We start from the raw sequence: 15624 nt of genomic DNA on the forward strand, positions 1-15624 counted from the left end.
CCGCTTTTTAGTGTGGCGGGAGGGCTTAGTGACGGGGGTCTTCTGAGTCGGCCTCGGGTTGGAGGGGGCGTTTGAGCGCGCGACGGTATCGGGAATTGCGACGTCGGTAGTCCGCAGGAGTCATGTTCATGGTGCTGCGGAATCGGCGTGAGAACGCGCTGTGATCGTAGAAGCCGGTGGCCAAGGCGATCTCCGTGACGCTCATCGACGTGCCTGCAAGGAGCTCGCAGGCTTTGAGAATTCGGAGTTTGAGGGTGTATTGGCGGGGGGAGGTATTGAAGGTGGCGCGAAAGCGGCGTTCCAATTGGCGGGTGGAGATTCCCAGTTTGGAGGCGAGGTCCTTCATGGAGATCGGTTCGGCGAAGTGCTGCTTGAGGTATTCCACGACGCCGCGGAGGTCGAGGTATGGCTGGAGTTCGATCCGGGTCCGCTCGTAGCTGCGCACGACACCACAGAGGCCAATGATGGCTCCGTGGTCATCGCGAAGCGGGATCTTATCGGTGATGAACCATTCAGGGTCGCCGATGCGATTGGGGAATAGTTCGATGATGCCGTTGAGTGGCTGGCCGGACTCAAGAACCCGCAGATCGTCTTGGCGGTATTTCTCTGCCAATTCGAGAGGGAAGAGTTCGCGGTCGGTGAGGCCGATGATTTCCTCGACCTCGGAGTAACCGCATCGATCCAGGAAGGCGCGGTTGGCCGAGATCAGCTGAAGCTTTTCGTTTTTGACGAAGTAAAGGTGATTCGGGAGGTGGTCGAAGATCTTCCGCTCTTCGCCGGCGCCGAGGCGACGGTCCCATGGGGCGGTGGGCTTCTTGGGGTCCATGTCGGTTTTTTCCATAGGATCGGACCCCGAACATACAAGCGGTCGTCGCGACATCTTTCTACAGTGTCTGTCCACGGGAGGCGGTAGGTCCGTTTCCAAACCCATCACGATCATGTCTGAAAAACCCGTTAGAGTGGCGATTGTCGGCCTTGGATTCGGGGCCGAGTTTATTCCGATATACCAGCGGCATCCCGGTGCTGAGATGGTGGCAATTTGCCAGAGGACACAGTCGACTTTGGACGAGGTCGGCGACAAGTTCGGCGTCGCAAAACGCTATCGATCTTACGAGGATCTGTTGGCCGATCCTGAGATCGACGCGGTGCACATCAACACCCCGATTCCGAACCACGCCGAGCAGTCCATTGCAGCGCTTGAGGCGGGCAAGCATGTCGCTTGTACGGTGCCGATGGCGACATCGGTGGAGGATTGCCGGAGGATTGTCGATCTGGTGAAATCAACGGGCCTGCATTACATGATGATGGAAACCGTCGTGTATGCGCGGGAGTTCCTGTTCATGCGCGAGCTCTACTTGAAGGGAGAGTTGGGCAAGTTGCAGTTTCTGAAGGCTTCGCACCAGCAGGACATGGACGGATGGCCGGGGTATTGGCCTGGGTTGCCGCCGATGCACTACGCCACTCACTGTGTCGGGCCGGTGTTGGGACTGGGGCGGAATGAGGCGGAGTATGTGTCCTGTTTTCCTTCCGGCACGATTCGTGAGGAGATGCACGACTGTTACGGGTCGCCATTTGCGGTGGAGACCTGCCATATTCGATTCAAGGACAGTGATTTGTCCGCTCAGGTTTATCGGTCGTTGTTTGATGTGGCTCGCCAGTATCGGGAGTCGTTTGAGGTGTATGGGTCAAAGAAAGCGGTCGAGTGGCCTTTGGTGGAGCACGAGCCGCTGGTCGTCCACACTGCGAAGCGTCCTGAACCGGAGATTCCCGAGCGGGTCGAGTGCCCCGATTTTGGGCATTGGCTGCCGGAGGAAATTGCGCCCTTCACTCGGGGTGGGGTTTATGGCGGTGAGGAGGGCGGAGATCATTTGAGCTTCACTCAGGGTGCGGGGCACGGTGGTTCTCATCCGCATTTGGTGCATCAGTTCGTCGAGTTGCTGCACGGCAGGGGTGAGGGCTACCCGAATGCGGTGCAGTCAGCGAATATCACCTGCACGGGCATTCTCGCCCATGAATCCGCACTCAAGGGCGGGGAGTTGATCCGCCTGCCTGATTTCACTCTTCAATCTTAACCTTCCATTTCGGAACTGTGATGCGAACCAAAATTCTTCGTTGGCTTCTACCTGTGTTGTTGTTGGGAGCTGTCGTGGCGGCAAGCGTCACGGTTCCGCGAGCGGATGAGTCCGGGCGGCGGCTTGAGGTGCTCTTTTTCGGTGCCCCAACCGCCAATCATGCGGCGCACGATCCGATCACTCGATATCGAATTCTCAAAAAGGGGCTGGGTCTGGAGGGCATCAATCTCACCTACCAAGAGAATCCCGCCGAGGTGTTCCAAGCTGACAACCTGAAGCATTTCGACGCCGTCTTGATGTATGGGAATTGGGACAAAGACGGGGCGATGCCCGCGGCTCAACTCAAGGCCTTGATCGATTACGTCGAGGGCGGTGGTGGTTTTCTGCCGATCCACTGCGCATCGGCTTGCTACGGGGCCTCCCCCGAGTTTGTGAAGCTGGTTGGCGCCAAGTTCAAGGAGCACGGTGGGGAAGAGTTCAAGGTGAAGAATGTCGCGCCGAACCACCCGATTTTGAAGGGGCTTGAGGGGTTCAAGGCCTGGGACGAGACGTACGTTCATTCGGACCATGCGGATGATCGCGAAATTCTGCAAAAGCGACAAAACGAGCCGTGGAGTTGGACGCGGACTCAGGGTCAGGGCAGGGTATTTTACACGGCGAGTGGCCATGACCACCGAGTGTGGGATTTGCCGGAGTTTCATGCCTTGCTGAGGAACGCCATCTACTGGTCGGTGGGTCCGGAGAAATACCGGCAGATGCTGCAGCTGAAGGTTCCCAAACCGGGGGACGAGAAAGTTTCTCTTCCAGGGTATCGTGAGCGGGAGGAGATCACTGTGGCTCAGTCGCCGTTGCCGCCTCAGGAGTCGATCAAGCTCGCTCAGGTTCCGGTGGGGATGGAGATCTCGCTGTTTGCCAGTGACCCGGATATTGTGAATCCGATCTTTGTTTCGTGGGATGCCCGAGGTCGAGCCTATGTGATCGAAACGATCGACTACCCCAACAATCTTCAGGCGGGTAATTTAGGGCATGATCGGATCACGATCTGCGAGGACACCAACGGAGATGGGAAAGCCGACCGATTCGTCCGTTTTGCTGAGAAGTTGTCGATCCCCACCTCATTGGTTTTCGTGAATGGAGGGGTGTTGTGTACGAATGGAACCCAGGTTCTTTTCCTCAAGGACACCAATGGCGATGACAAGGCGGATGTCCGCGAGGTGGTGCTGGATGGATTTCACATGGGAGATACCCACGCTGGCGTTTCGAATCTCCGCTACGGCTTCGACGGTTGGCTGTATGCCACTGTGGGGTATTCTGGATTTAAGGGAACCGTGGGCGGGGAGGCCTTCGACTTTGGTCAGGCGGTGTTCCGTTTCCTGCCGGATGGATCGAAGATGGAGTTTTTGCAGAACACGACGAATAACACGTGGGGGTTGGGCTTCACTGAGGAGTTCGATGTGTTGGGTTCGACCGCGAATGCGAATCCCAGTTGGTATGTGTCGTTTCCGCGTGCGGACTACGAGGGTGCTGGATTGGGGCAGGATCGGACCCCGCGAGCCGATGACAATCCCCTGTTCAATCCGATGTCCTTTGACATCCGCCAGGTCGATCAATTCGATCGCTATACTGCGGGAGCAGGGCATGCGGTCTACACGGCGCGACGTTTTCCTGAATCGTATTGGGACAAGGTGGCCTTTGTGTGCGGCCCGACTGGGAAGCTGATTGGTCACTTCGATTTGCGGAAAACGGGGGCCGGGTGGAAAGCGGAGCAATCGCCGAACAATCTTTTTGCCTCGGCGGATGCGTGGTCGTCACCGGTGTGTGCTGAGGTGGGGCCGGATGGCGCCGTATGGGTGTGCGATTGGTACAACCTAATCATCCAACACAATCCGACTCCCAGCCGGGATTCGGCAGGGATCAATGCGAAGACGGGCAAGGGCAATGCCTACCAAACGCCCCTTCGTGACAAACAGCACGGACGGATCTATCGGATTTACCCGAGGGGTTCGCAGGACGATGTGAATCCAGGGCTTGAGGAGGGGAAACCGGAGACGTGGTTTGCGGCGATGGAGCATCCGAATTTGTTGTGGAGGTTGCATGCGCAGCGGCTCATTGCAGAAAGTGGGAAGTCCGATGCTTTTGTCGCTGAATTGGTGCGTGTGGCGCAGACTTCTGCGATCGCAGCGCCCCATGCGCTTTACCTGTTGGGTCAATGGGGTGCGGTGCCGGATGACCTGGCGGAGGCATTGATGAAGTCACCCCATGCGGCAGCGCGACGTGCGGCGATCGCGGTGGGGTCTCCTGCGGCGCTCAAGGCCGTTTTCGGTTCGGAGGAGGTTTCTTTGGAAGGTCGTGAGCTGGCAGAGATGTGGATCGCGATGTCGCGTTCGGCCGCGGATCCCGAGTTAGGTGGGGCGCTTTTTGCGCAGGCGGTGGCGCGACCGGGATTGTTTGCTGATTCGATTTTGGCGGATGCCTGGCGGATTGCTTCGCGGCGTCAGCGGGCGGGAGTTTTGGCGGCGGCGGAGGAAAAGCCGGCGCAGGATGGGGCCCTGCAGGTTCAGATCGAATTGTTGAAGAAGGCGGGAGGGGCTTCTCCGAAGCAGGAGGTGAAGCGCATGTTCAAGCCGGATGCCGCCATTCACGAGCGGGGCAAGGTTGTGTTTTCGCAGACCTGCATCGCCTGCCACGGGTTGGACGGAAAGGGTGTGCCGGGGGCGTTTCCTCCGATCGATGGATCGGACTGGTTGACCGGGGAGGCTGAACTGCCGATTCGCATTGTTTTGCATGGTCTGCAGGGGCCGTTGAAAGTCTCGGGGCAGGAATACAACAGCGTGATGGCTCCATTGGGCGGGAGTTTGAATGACCAACAGATCGCGGATGTGTTGACCTACGTTCGCCAATCTTGGGGCAACGATGCGGCGCCCGTGACGGTGGATGAGGTGTCGAAGGTGCGCGCCGCGACGGCAGATCGGACCTTGCCATGGACTGCGGGCGAGCTCGGTCATTGAACTCCAGAGGGAGAGGTTGGGAGGGGTCGCACACGATGCGGCCACTCCGTTGACAGAGAACGGGTGTGGACGTTTACTTCGTCCGGGATGGCTTGGATTTCGAAAAGTTGGACGGCGGTTGCAGGAGTATTGGTGTCGTCTTGTTTCGGGCCGGCCGGGGGGTGGCGTGCCGAGGTGGCGATGCAGACCTCGCAGCTGGGCTATCGCAATTGGATCGTCATTTCCGAGGCCTCCTTTCCGGCTTTTAGTCGCCACGGTACTCGCCAAATCAATTCGTATGAATCGGTTCCGGTGGTATTGGACGAGGTGCTCAAGACTTTGGAGCAGACTGAACACGTGCGTCCGAAGGTCTACATGACCCGTGAGCTGCGCTCGGTGGACAATGATTTTGCCCCAGGCGTCGACCAGTTGCGGAGTGATTTGGGGACTTCGTTGCACGGTCACGAGGTGATCGAACTGGAGCAGGACTCCCTGATTACCTTGATTCAGGATGCCCAGCGAAGTTTTGATGTGCTGGTGGTCCGTACGAACACGGCATTGCCCTACTCCAGCATCTTCATCGAGTTGGAGCCGGGGTATTGGGATGGGGAATCAGAGACTCGGCTGCGTGACGAAATGAATCGCCAGCGGATGGATCGACTGGCCAGTCCGGTTCGCTGAGTGCATGGTCCGTCCGCCGATGAAGAAGGACGACAAAATCAAGGCGGAGCGCGAAAGTGCCTGGATCGGGGATGCCGTGCTGGCGCTATTTGCCCGGAGCTGGGTGCTGGCCGAGCGTCACAAAATGGACGGGGAATGGTTTACGGCCATGACCTCCAACGATTTCTTGAGTCAATTTGGTCCGCCGACCCAGGTGGAAGCCGGCATCGGTGCCCTCTATCGGGAAGGCGGCTTGGAGGCGGCGTTCGCTTGGATGGAGTCGGAGCTGGTGCCACGCTTTCGGCAGATGATGGCAAAGCGCAGCTGAGGTCCCTGCGGAAAAACCCCCTGAGTTTTCCAAGGAAATCCTGCTTTTGGGGATTGCCTGATAATCAGGAAATATTACATATTCTGCCCGCACAATCGGTCGGAAGGTTGCCGCTAATCAAGGGATCATGGAGAAAGACAAAGGGAAACCGGGGCTGGTCATTGCCTGCGGAGGAACCGGGGGACATTTGTTTCCTGGTCTAGCCGTCGCCGAAGCTTGGACCGCTGCGGGCGGGAGAGTGCTGTTGTTGGTTTCTGAAAAGCCGATCGACCGAGAAGCGTCCCGAAAGTACGACGCCTACCGGTTTGAGACCATTCCGGCATTGCCCAAGCCTGCGACATTTTCGCCAAGGATGCTCCCGTTTTTGGTGAGCGTTTGGAAGACGATTCGAACTTGTCGGGGGTTGCTGAGAAGTTTTCAGGCAGACGCTGTTTTGGGAATGGGGGGGTTCACCTCGTTGCCTCCCGTGGTGGCCGCAAAAAAGGCGGGCATTCCTGCCTTTGTTCACGATTCCAACGCTCTTCCGGGAAAAGCCAATCGGATCACGAGTCGGTGGTGCGATGAAGTGTTTCTGGGGATGGAAGCGGCCCGCTCACATTTTCCGGGAAAGACCTGCGTGGTAACGGGAACACCGGTGAGGAGAGAATTGACCACTTTACCCGAGCGATCCGCGGCGGCGGCGAAATGGGGTCTCGATCCTCATCGGCCGACGCTGTTGGTGATGGGGGGAAGCCAAGGGGCCAGAAAGTTGAATTCGCTGGTGGCGGAAGCTCCGCTCGATGCGGCGGTACAGGTGCTGCACATTGCCGGGCCTGGAGACGAGTCCCGAGTTCAGGAGGAGGTCGGCGAGCGGGAAGGTTATCGGATCGTCGGTTTTTGCGATGATATGGCCTCCGCCTATGCAGTGGCGGATGCGGTGGTTGCCCGATCGGGTGCTTCAAGTCTCACGGAGTTGGCGGATCTTGGATTGCCCTCCTTGTTGGTGCCGTTTCCGTTTGCCGCAGAAGACCATCAGACCGTGAATGCCCGGGTTTTCGAGGAGGCGGGTGCCGCGATTTTGGAGCAGGAGAAGGACCTTGATGGCGCCAAGGTGGCTTCTCTGGTATCGCGAATGTTGGAACCTCAGGAGCGAACTCGAATGGCGAAGGCAGCAAAAAGTCTTTCGATCCCGGATGCCGCAAAGCGGGTTTGCGAAGCCATCGGTGGACTGATGGAGAAAGGGGGAAGCAACCGATGAACGAGTTTTCCCAACGTCTTACGGATTTGTCCCGCCCCTTGCGCGTCCATTTGGTGGGTGTGGCGGGTTCGGGCATGAGCGGCCTGGCCCTCTTGCTTCTGGGGATGGGTCATCGTGTGAGCGGTTCCGACCGCGTGACTTCGGCTGAAACCGAGCGCATGCAGGGTCTGGGATTGCGATTTTCGACGCCTCATACACCTGAGGAAGTCGAAGGGGCTGATGTGGTGGTGTATTCCTCCGCGATCCGTCCTGATAATCCAGCACTGGCTTCGGCTCGTGATCAGGGCATCCGTCTGATGCGTCGCGCAGAGTGCCTCGCAGCCATCCTTCATACCAAAAAGGGGATTGTGGTGAGTGGGACGCACGGCAAGACGACGACCTCGTCGATGGTCGCTCATGCCTTGCGCGAAGCAGCGTTTCAGCCCAGCCATTACGTGGGTGCGGAGATTCCCGTGCTGGGGCAAAATGCTCGCTGGAATGAAGACGGCGACTGGATGGTGGCAGAGGGCGACGAAAGCGACGGCACCCTGGCGCTCTATCAACCTGCCTGTTCGATTGTTCTCAATGTCGAGGCGGAGCACCTCGATCACTATCGCAATCTCGATGAGATCAAGGAGGTCTTCCGAACCCTCATTCATCAAACGAGTGGTCCCGTAGTTTACTGCGCGGCGGATGCAGGGGCCTTCGATGTGTGCTCGCCCCATGTCCGTGCGGTGAGTTACGGTTGGGAGAATGCGGACTACACGGTGGGTGATATTCGCGAGCTGCGTGGGACCACGGCGTTCACCGTATTTTGTAGGGGCCGCAAGTTGGGAGAGGTGGAACTCGGCATTCCAGGGCGCCACAATGTTCTCAATGCCTTGGCGGCTATTGCGACCTGTGATTCGCTGGGGGCCGACTTCCAGTTGGTTTCCCGGGCGCTCAATACCTTTGCAGGTGCCCGGCGGCGGTTCGAGACGAAGTATCTTTCCCGAGCTCTGAGAATTGTCGACGATTACGGGCACCATCCCACAGAGATTGCAGCCACATTGCAGACGGCCCGCCAATTGAAGCCGAAGCGGGTGGTGGTGTTGTTCCAGCCTCATCGATATACCCGAACTCAGGCACTGGCCGATGATTTTGGACGAGTGTTGGCGGAGGCGGATGAGGTATTCGTGACGGATATTTATCCTGCCAGTGAAACGCCAATTCCCGGGGTGACGGGGCAGACGATCGTGGACGCCGTCAAGCGGCATGGCGGGAACGAGGTGGAGTCGGTCCCGGATTTGCAAACGGCTCATCACCGGGTGGGGAACTCTCTGGAGCCGGGGGATTTGCTGATCACCTTGGGTGCCGGGAATGTCCATGAGGCGGGGCGATCGATCGCTCGGGACTTTAAGATTCTGGAGGAAATGGCCGTCGAACTCAAGGGCGGCGAAGTGGAGGCGAAACTCTACGAGCCGATGCGGCGCCATTCGACCATGTTGGTGGGAGGACCCGCCCAGTTTTGGTTGGAACCGCACACCTTTGATGCCTTTGCGAGCGTGGTGAACTATTGCCGCGAGCGAGGCATGGCGATCCGCGTGGTGGGTCGTGGTTCAAATCTTCTGGTGAGAGATGGAGGCATCCGGGGGGCGGTGATTCACCCCAAGGGTGGGCAGTTCGACGAATGCTACGTCAACGAATCGGGGCAGATCGTGGCCGGCGCTGGCGTGCGTTTGAAGAAGCTGGCAGGAGTGGCGCGGTCGGCTGGAATTGGCGGATTTGAGTGGATGGAAGGAATTCCCGGCAACGTTGGCGGTGCGCTGCGCATGAATGCAGGAGCGATGGGAGTGGAAACTTTCCAGCAAGTGGTGCGAATGACTTCCCTCGACGAGGACGGAGAGATTCGCACGCGCGAGCGTGGTGAGATCGAAGTCCATTATCGCAACGTCCCCGAACTGCGTCGGAACTTTGCTTTGCAGGCGGTCTTTGCGGGCGTGCCCGACTCGGCGGATCAGATCGATGAGCGCTGGGAAGCATCGCGGTTGAAACGGCGTTCATCGCAGCCATTGGCGGCAAGTGCCGGGTGTATTTTCAAGAATCCGTCTGAAATTCCTGCAGGGATGTTGGTCGATCAGCTCGGTTTCAAAGGCCGTGGAGAAGGCAAGGCAGAGGTTTCGTTGGAGCACGGAAACTTCATCGTCAACCGCGGAGGTGCGACGGCCGCGGAGGTTCTCGCTGTGATCGAAAATATCCGCCGCGAGGCGCGCGAGAAGCGCGGAATCGAGTTGGAAACTGAGGTCAAGGTGATCGGGGAAGACGAGTATACTTTTTGAAATGCCATGAGCGATGCATTGATGATACAAGGCACGGTTGCTGTTCTGATGGGCGGTCCCGGTTCGGAGCGGGAGGTCTCACTGGCCTCGGGGAAAGCGGTGGCGAAAGCACTGCGTGATGGCGGCGTGGAGGTGGTGGAGGTCGACGTGAAAGGTCCCGAATTCGAGCTGCCTGTGGGCTGTGTGCTCGCGTTCAACTTGATTCATGGAACTTTCGGTGAGGATGGTGATCTGCAGGCTGAACTGGAAAAACGGGGAATTCCGTACACCGGAGCAGGTAGGGAAAGCAGTCGCATCGCCTTCGACAAACATCTCGCGAAGGAGAAGTTCGTTGCAGCGGGCGTGCCCACACCCGCCTCAGAGACCGTGAATATTGCCCGGGGGGAGAGGCCGGGGATGGCGCTGCCGTATGTGGTGAAGTCTCCCTGCCAGGGCTCGAGTGTCGGCGTCTACATCGTCAAAACTCCTGAACAGGCTGAAGCCGCCTTTGCAGATGTTTCCCAGTATGGGGACCTGGCATTGGTGGAGGCCTTCGTCACGGGCCGCGAGTTGACCGTGGGCATTTTCGACGATGCCGCCTTGCCGGTGGTGGAGATCGTGCCTCCCGATGGCGTGTATGACATGGCAAGCAAGTATCCCTGGCTGAGTGGCGCCCAAGGGAGCCAGTACTTTTGCCCGGCCGCGTTGGACGAGGCGACGACCCTGCGGGTCCAGGCGGCAGCTTTGGCGGCACATCGGGCCCTTGGTGTGGAGATCTACAGTCGGGTTGATGTGTTGTTGGACGGCGATGGGGAGCCATTCGTGCTGGAGGCCAACACCATTCCTGGAATGACGGAAACGAGCCTGCTCCCGAAGTCCGCCGCCGCAGCGGGTCTTGATTTTGGCACCCTTTGTCTGCGCATTGGCGAGCGCAGCCTCGCGCTTGGAGCCAGGTGCTGAATGCCGCTATTCACGAAGTCATGTTTCGTCGACGCACATCCAAAATTCGTAAGCGCCACCAGGTGAAGGTGCTGCGCGCGAACGTGATGTCGCCGAAGATTTTTTGGTTCGATTTCAAGCAGGCGCTGTTTTCCGGATTCCGGTGGCTCTCGTTTGCGGGATTGTTGGTCGCTGCTGGCTGGGGCATCTGGCAGGGCATTCAGCGCGGGTTGTTCGAGAATCCCGAGTTCCGGTTGCGTCGTTTGACGATGAACGAGAACACGGCGCTCAGTGATGAGCGGTTGCTGACGGTGACGGGCATCGACCTTGATGGGAGTCTGTTTGACTGCCGTCCTCGTGAAATCCGTGAGAAGATTCTTTCGCTTCCCGAGGTGCTTTCGGCGCGGGTGACGCGACAATTTCCAGGGAGCCTCGATATTCAGGTGACGGCACGACAACCTGCGGTGTGGGTGGCCTGTTCGGAGCTGGACATTGCGCCGCGCGATCCCGTGACGGGATTGTTGGTGGATTCCCAGGGGATGATGTTTCCCTGCACGGCGGCGATGTGGGAATCGGCGAGCCAACTTCCGGTGATTCAACTGGAAGAAGAGGGGTTTTCACTGGAGGGGGGAATGAAGGTGAAGAATGAGAGCTTTCTGCGGGGAATGCGACTGTTGACGGAAGCGAGGAAAGCGAGTGACGACGCGTCGAGGTGGGTGGACACGATTCGACAATACAAAGGATGGGGATCGCAGTTGGTGACTCGCGATGGCACGGTGGCGACTTTCAGCCACGGAGACCTGGAGCGGCAGATGGGAGATTTTCTGGCGGCTTGCCAGCATGCATCCCAGAAAGGTCGTAAAATTGCGACCATCGAACTGGTGGGGCGACGCAATCTTCTCGTGACTTTTCAGGATGGAAGTGACTCAGAAGGAGTCGCCCATCCGATCCCTGCCCCACCTGAAGAAAACGCTGCGAATCCACCGGTTTCGGATTTGCAGAGAATCCTGGAAAGATAGGAAAAACGGCGACACGACACAATGGCACGCAGCAAAATCCACGTGGGACTCGAAATCGGCACCAGCAAAATTTGTATGGTCGTCGGTGAGGTGAAGGCGGATGGCTCGGTCAAAATTCTTGGCGTTGGCCAGTCGAAGTCGGTGGGAGTCCGCAAGGGGGAAATCTATGACTTCCCGCAGGTGCGAGCCTGCGTGAAGGACGCCTTGGTGAAGGCGGAGGATGCCAGTGATGTGGAGATCGGCAGTGTTTTCCTGGCGGTGACGGGCTCCCATATTCAAGGAGTAAATCACCAAGGGAGCTTTCGCTTACCGGAGGGTGAAGACGCCATCGGCCCGGAGCATGTTCGGGAAGCGAAGGAGATCGCGCGAGCGGTGACGATTCCTCCGGATCACGTCTATCTCCACCACATTGTGCGTCGGTTTGGCGTGGATGGTTACCATCACGCGACCAGTCCGATAGGTCTGACCGGCCGCACGGTCGAAGCCGATTTTCACGTTGTCCACGGGATTCGTTCGCGAATCGAGAACCAGATCAAATGCGTTCGCGAGATGCCATTGGATGTGGATGAATTGGTTTTTTCTCCGATCGCCGCAGCCCAAGTGGCTCTGAATCGGGAGGCGCGTGAACGAGGTGCATTGGTGATTGATATCGGGGGGGGAACGACCGACTACGCGTTGTACACCGATGGATTGATCGAGGCTTCGGGCTGCATTCCGGTTGGCGGGGATCACATCACCAACGACATCCACTTGGTGACCCATTTGCCCTTTTCGAAGGCGGAGCAGTTGAAGGTGCGGGAGGGCGATGCATCGGGAGACCCGGCTCGAGGTGTGGGCCTGATCAAGGTGACCAACGACAAAGGGTTTTCCGAAGCGGAGGTGAAACGCCAATTGCTCAACGACATCATCCGGCACCGTTTGGAAGAGACGCTCCAGTTGCTTTTGCGGCGTCTTCCGGAGGGGGCGATGGAGCGGGTGGGGATGGGCGTGTTTCTGGCGGGTGGAACGAGCCTGATGCGTGGGTTTGGAGAACTGGCCAGTGATGTTTTCAAAAAGGATATTTACCGTCCGGAGCCACCGGAATTGAGTGGCGTTCAAGCAAGTTTCAAGGATCCCCAGTTTACAACGGCGCTGGGCCTGATCCGATACGCTCAGGTCGTGGACAGCGACCGGGCGCCGAAGCGCGGCTTTTTGGGCCGCCTGTGGCCGTTCTCGCGCTAAAGCTTTCACCCTGCCATGATTGAATTCCCTAGAGATCCTCAGAACGTCATCCCCACGTCGTCGGTGAAAATCGTCGGCCTCGGTGGTGCCGGCACCAACATGCTCGACCGAGTCGCCCTGGATGGGCTCGATGGTGCCGAGTTGCTGGCCTTGAATACGGACATTCGGACCTTGTCCTCTTCGGTGGCGAAGGATCGGATTCAGTTGGGACGAAACCTGACCAAGGGACTGGGAACGGGGGGGGATCCCGAGCTGGGACATCAGGCGGTGCTTGAGGCAGAGGACGAAATTCGTGCGACTTTGAAGGGTCGCAAGATTGTCTTCATCTGCGTCGGCCTCGGTGGGGGCACCGGTTCCGGTGCGGCTCCGATTGTTGCTCGAGTGGCCCGTGAGGAAGGTGCTTTTGTGGTGATGTTTGCGACCATGCCGTTCGGTTTCGAAGGGCGCCGCCGCCGTGAGCAAGCCGAGACGGCACTCAATGAGTTGGCGGTGCTGTCGAATGCTTTGGTGACTTTTGACAACAGTCGTATGGGTGAGCTGGTCCTTGCCAAGCAGGGGATTCACGAAGCGTTCGCCGCGGCAGATCGAATGATCTCGGAGAGCATCAAGGCGGTGATTCGCTTGGTGGTGCGACCGGGTTTGATCAATGTGGGACTCGACGATTTGATGAGTGCGCTGCGAACGACCCGTTCGCGTTGCTTGTTTGGTTCGGGGATTGCCCGCGGCAAAGACCGGGCGCAGAAGGCGCTGCGCAATGCCTTGGCGAGTCCTTTGCTGGATCAAGGAGCGTTGCTCAAGGATGCGCAAACGGTGCTGGTGCATTTGTGCGGAGGCGAGGATCTCACCTTGTTCGAGATCGAGCTATTGATGGAGAGTTTGAGCAAGCATGTGCCTGAGAAGGCGCAGGTTCTTTTCGGGGCTGCGGTGGATCCGGGAATGACGGATCAACTGAGCATCACGTTGGTAAGCTCGCTGCCCGAGGAGCGGTTGCGGCGGACGATGCCCGAAGGGGATTATCGTCGGGTTTCTCCGGCCCTTGAGCCCAGTGTGGGTTTTGCCGCAGACGAAGATGAGGACGAGGAAGAAGTCGTGGTGCCGGAAGCAGCGGCCAAAGCCGATACTTCGGTGAGTCCAGCGGAGGTGGAGGAGTTCACGGGCTTCACCCCGGTGGAACCTCAGGCCCGTCCGGCCATGGAGTTTGTGGCAGCACCGGAACCGCCTAAGGACTCAGAGGACGAAGAGGACAAGGAGGAGGCGAGCCAGGAGGAACCTGAAGAGCTCGCGGATTTGCCGGATCTCGACGAGGAAGAGGAAGCCCTTCCTGCGAAGGCCCGGGAGTCGGAAATGCCCTTCGCCGAAACCGATCCGGTGGCGAGGGAGGAAGTGAAGGAGGTGGCGAGCGAGGAACTTCCTGAGAAGCCACGGAAAGAAGAGAAACCGTCCGTGGAGAAAGAGCTATTCAAGCCTGCGAAGCCAGCTGGGCAGGGGGAGCTTAGCTTTGACGGTGGCCCCAAAGGGCGCTTTGAAGGTGCGGATCCGAGCGTGATGGATGGCGAAGATTTGGATGTCCCTGCCTTTCTGCGTCGAAAGCGATAAGCGGAAAATCCGCCCCCTCCGATCGGATAGGTCGAAACTTTTTCCTCTGAATTACGGTTGGTGCCGTATGAATTTCTGCGCAATTGCGGGCGAATGCCCCGCAATTGCGGGAGTTGGCGTTCTGCGAACAATGTGAGATGGGTTAAATCTCGTGTTGCTACGTAGCGCGTTCGAGCCAGGTTTAGTTTAGACACCCCCCTTTCACACACCCCATGTCCCACTTGATCCACGATCGATTTCTCCAGCTTGCGCTGGAGCTTCAAAGCGCCCCGGAGTTTCGCATGGTAGCAGAGGTTCTCTGCCACCGTCTACCGGATCAGATCTCGGGCGGCACGGAGGGATGGCTGATCACCGTCACCGCCAATGGTGAGCGGATTTCTGTGGGCCATGGCCGTGAGGGAGATTCTTGGGGGACAGGGGCTCTCAGTGATCGAGGTTATTCTCAGGATTTTGCCGATCTGGTGACGCAGCTGCGTCCTCAGGATAAGACCCGGCTGGGTCTGCGTGTGTCCGAGCAACCGGAGTTGGCGGAGGCTTGTGCCACCGGTTTTGAAACAGGGCGGGAGTTTTCCGACATGCTTGTGGGACATTTGATGACCAATGGCCGCAATCATTGCTTGCTGGCGATTCCCCGGGAAACTGGACGGTTCGATGACGAGGCGCTGCGTGCTTTCGATTACTTTCTGCTGCTCAGCCGTGCGGTTCTGGATCGTTTGGCTGCCGACAATCTTGGTCGTCAGTTCCGGAAAATTTATTTGGGCTCCCCGCCATCCGCGCACGCTGCGGTGTTCGTGTTGCATGCGAACGGTGATGTGCTGCCGGTCAACTTTGAGGGGATCCGTTTCGCGGAGACTTCATGGGGTGATGATCAGGCGTTTGGACGGATTGATCCTTTCCAGATGAAGCAGCTGCGGACCTCTCTTCAGGCTGCCTGGGTGGATCCTGCGACGGCGGAGTTCCATCCGATCGACATTACCTTTGCGGGTGGTCAACCGGTCGCATTTGTCGGTCTTCCTCGCCCAGATGGAGAGATTCTGTTGGTGCATTTCCCCAAGGACGCATCGGTTTGTGGCGATGAGGCGCTGAGTGCCGTTTTGACTCGGCGCCAAAAGGAGATCATGGGATGGATCGCGGAGGGTAAGACGAGTGCTGAGGTGGCGATCATTCTCAACATCAGTCCGCGCACGGTGGAAAAGCACTTGGAAGCCGTCTTCCAGCGTTTGGGTGTCGAGAACCGCATCGCAGCGGTCCGTCGATATCTCGATCTCAAGGCGGGGATCCTCGACTGA

Annotated in this window: 12 protein-coding genes; 11 read left to right on the forward strand and 1 reads right to left on the reverse strand. The window is 58.4% G+C overall.

Annotated elements, in window-relative coordinates:
• Positions 1 to 25 precede the first annotated feature (25 nt).
• Entirely contained in the window at positions 26 to 826 is an 801-nt protein-coding gene (locus tag HNR46_RS12425) for an AraC family transcriptional regulator (protein ID WP_184019266.1), read from the reverse strand.
• A gap of 112 nt (positions 827 to 938) precedes the next feature.
• Between HNR46_RS12425 and HNR46_RS12430 the strand changes: the two genes are divergently transcribed.
• The 11 genes from HNR46_RS12430 to HNR46_RS12480 all read left to right on the forward strand — a co-directional run bounded on the left by HNR46_RS12430 (position 939) and on the right by HNR46_RS12480 (position 15624).
• Positions 939 to 2072: a Gfo/Idh/MocA family protein gene (locus tag HNR46_RS12430; RefSeq protein WP_184019268.1), complete on the forward strand. Its 1134-nt coding sequence runs from the start codon at positions 939 to 941 to the stop codon at positions 2070 to 2072.
• Positions 2073 to 2092: 20 nt separating this feature from the next.
• On the forward strand, positions 2093 to 5080 hold the full coding sequence (locus HNR46_RS12435; RefSeq protein WP_184019270.1) for a PVC-type heme-binding CxxCH protein: 2988 nt from the start codon (positions 2093 to 2095) through the stop codon (positions 5078 to 5080).
• A gap of 87 nt (positions 5081 to 5167) precedes the next feature.
• Positions 5168 to 5740, forward strand: coding sequence for a hypothetical protein (locus HNR46_RS12440; RefSeq protein ID WP_184019272.1), 573 nt, complete (start codon positions 5168 to 5170; stop codon positions 5738 to 5740).
• A 19-nt stretch (positions 5741 to 5759) separates the two neighbouring features.
• Positions 5760 to 6047, forward strand: a complete 288-nt coding sequence (locus HNR46_RS12445; RefSeq protein WP_184019274.1) for a ribonuclease III domain-containing protein — start codon at positions 5760 to 5762, stop codon at positions 6045 to 6047.
• Positions 6048 to 6174: 127 nt separating this feature from the next.
• A complete protein-coding gene (gene murG / locus HNR46_RS12450; protein WP_184019276.1) occupies positions 6175 to 7284 on the forward strand; it encodes an undecaprenyldiphospho-muramoylpentapeptide beta-N-acetylglucosaminyltransferase in 1110 nt (369 codons plus the stop codon).
• Positions 7281 to 9581 carry a UDP-N-acetylmuramate--L-alanine ligase gene (murC, locus tag HNR46_RS12455; protein WP_184019278.1) on the forward strand — a complete coding sequence of 767 codons (2301 nt, stop codon included), beginning with the start codon at positions 7281 to 7283 and terminating at the stop codon, positions 9579 to 9581. The genes murG and murC overlap by 4 nt, the downstream gene beginning before the upstream one ends.
• Positions 9582 to 9587: 6 nt before the next feature.
• Complete coding sequence (locus HNR46_RS12460) at positions 9588 to 10520, forward strand: D-alanine--D-alanine ligase (protein WP_246418071.1); 933 nt, start codon at positions 9588 to 9590, stop codon at positions 10518 to 10520.
• 20 nt (positions 10521 to 10540) lie between these two features.
• Complete coding sequence (locus HNR46_RS12465; protein ID WP_184019281.1) at positions 10541 to 11518, forward strand: cell division protein FtsQ/DivIB; 978 nt, start codon at positions 10541 to 10543, stop codon at positions 11516 to 11518.
• Between the two features lie 21 nt (positions 11519 to 11539).
• Positions 11540 to 12739, forward strand: coding sequence for a cell division protein FtsA (ftsA, locus tag HNR46_RS12470; RefSeq protein WP_184019283.1), 1200 nt, complete (start codon positions 11540 to 11542; stop codon positions 12737 to 12739).
• 15 nt (positions 12740 to 12754) lie between these two features.
• The gene (locus HNR46_RS12475) at positions 12755 to 14335 is read left to right on the forward strand and encodes a cell division protein FtsZ (RefSeq protein ID WP_184019285.1); all 1581 of its coding nucleotides are present in this window, start codon (positions 12755 to 12757) and stop codon (positions 14333 to 14335) included.
• A gap of 212 nt (positions 14336 to 14547) precedes the next feature.
• A complete protein-coding gene (locus tag HNR46_RS12480; RefSeq protein WP_184019287.1) occupies positions 14548 to 15624 on the forward strand; it encodes a response regulator transcription factor in 1077 nt (358 codons plus the stop codon).

The sequence above is a fragment of the Haloferula luteola genome, assembly GCF_014201715.1.
GTDB classification, from domain to species: domain Bacteria; phylum Verrucomicrobiota; class Verrucomicrobiia; order Verrucomicrobiales; family Akkermansiaceae; genus Haloferula; species Haloferula luteola.

What these genes read in the sequence shown, in the direction of transcription:
- HNR46_RS12425 (WP_184019266.1), bottom strand. Translation starts at nt 826, where the DNA reads ATGGACCCCAAGAAGCCCACCGCCCCATGGGACCGTCGCCTCGGCGCC.
- HNR46_RS12430 (WP_184019268.1), top strand. Translation starts at nt 939, where the DNA reads ATGTCTGAAAAACCCGTTAGAGTGGCGATTGTCGGCCTTGGATTCGGG.
- HNR46_RS12435 (WP_184019270.1), top strand. Translation starts at nt 2,093, where the DNA reads ATGCGAACCAAAATTCTTCGTTGGCTTCTACCTGTGTTGTTGTTGGGA.
- HNR46_RS12440 (WP_184019272.1), top strand. Translation starts at nt 5,168, where the DNA reads ATGGCTTGGATTTCGAAAAGTTGGACGGCGGTTGCAGGAGTATTGGTG.
- HNR46_RS12445 (WP_184019274.1), top strand. Translation starts at nt 5,760, where the DNA reads ATGAAGAAGGACGACAAAATCAAGGCGGAGCGCGAAAGTGCCTGGATC.
- murG (WP_184019276.1), top strand. Translation starts at nt 6,175, where the DNA reads ATGGAGAAAGACAAAGGGAAACCGGGGCTGGTCATTGCCTGCGGAGGA.
- murC (WP_184019278.1), top strand. Translation starts at nt 7,281, where the DNA reads ATGAACGAGTTTTCCCAACGTCTTACGGATTTGTCCCGCCCCTTGCGC.
- HNR46_RS12460 (WP_246418071.1), top strand. Translation starts at nt 9,588, where the DNA reads ATGAGCGATGCATTGATGATACAAGGCACGGTTGCTGTTCTGATGGGC.
- HNR46_RS12465 (WP_184019281.1), top strand. Translation starts at nt 10,541, where the DNA reads ATGTTTCGTCGACGCACATCCAAAATTCGTAAGCGCCACCAGGTGAAG.
- ftsA (WP_184019283.1), top strand. Translation starts at nt 11,540, where the DNA reads ATGGCACGCAGCAAAATCCACGTGGGACTCGAAATCGGCACCAGCAAA.
- HNR46_RS12475 (WP_184019285.1), top strand. Translation starts at nt 12,755, where the DNA reads ATGATTGAATTCCCTAGAGATCCTCAGAACGTCATCCCCACGTCGTCG.
- HNR46_RS12480 (WP_184019287.1), top strand. Translation starts at nt 14,548, where the DNA reads ATGTCCCACTTGATCCACGATCGATTTCTCCAGCTTGCGCTGGAGCTT.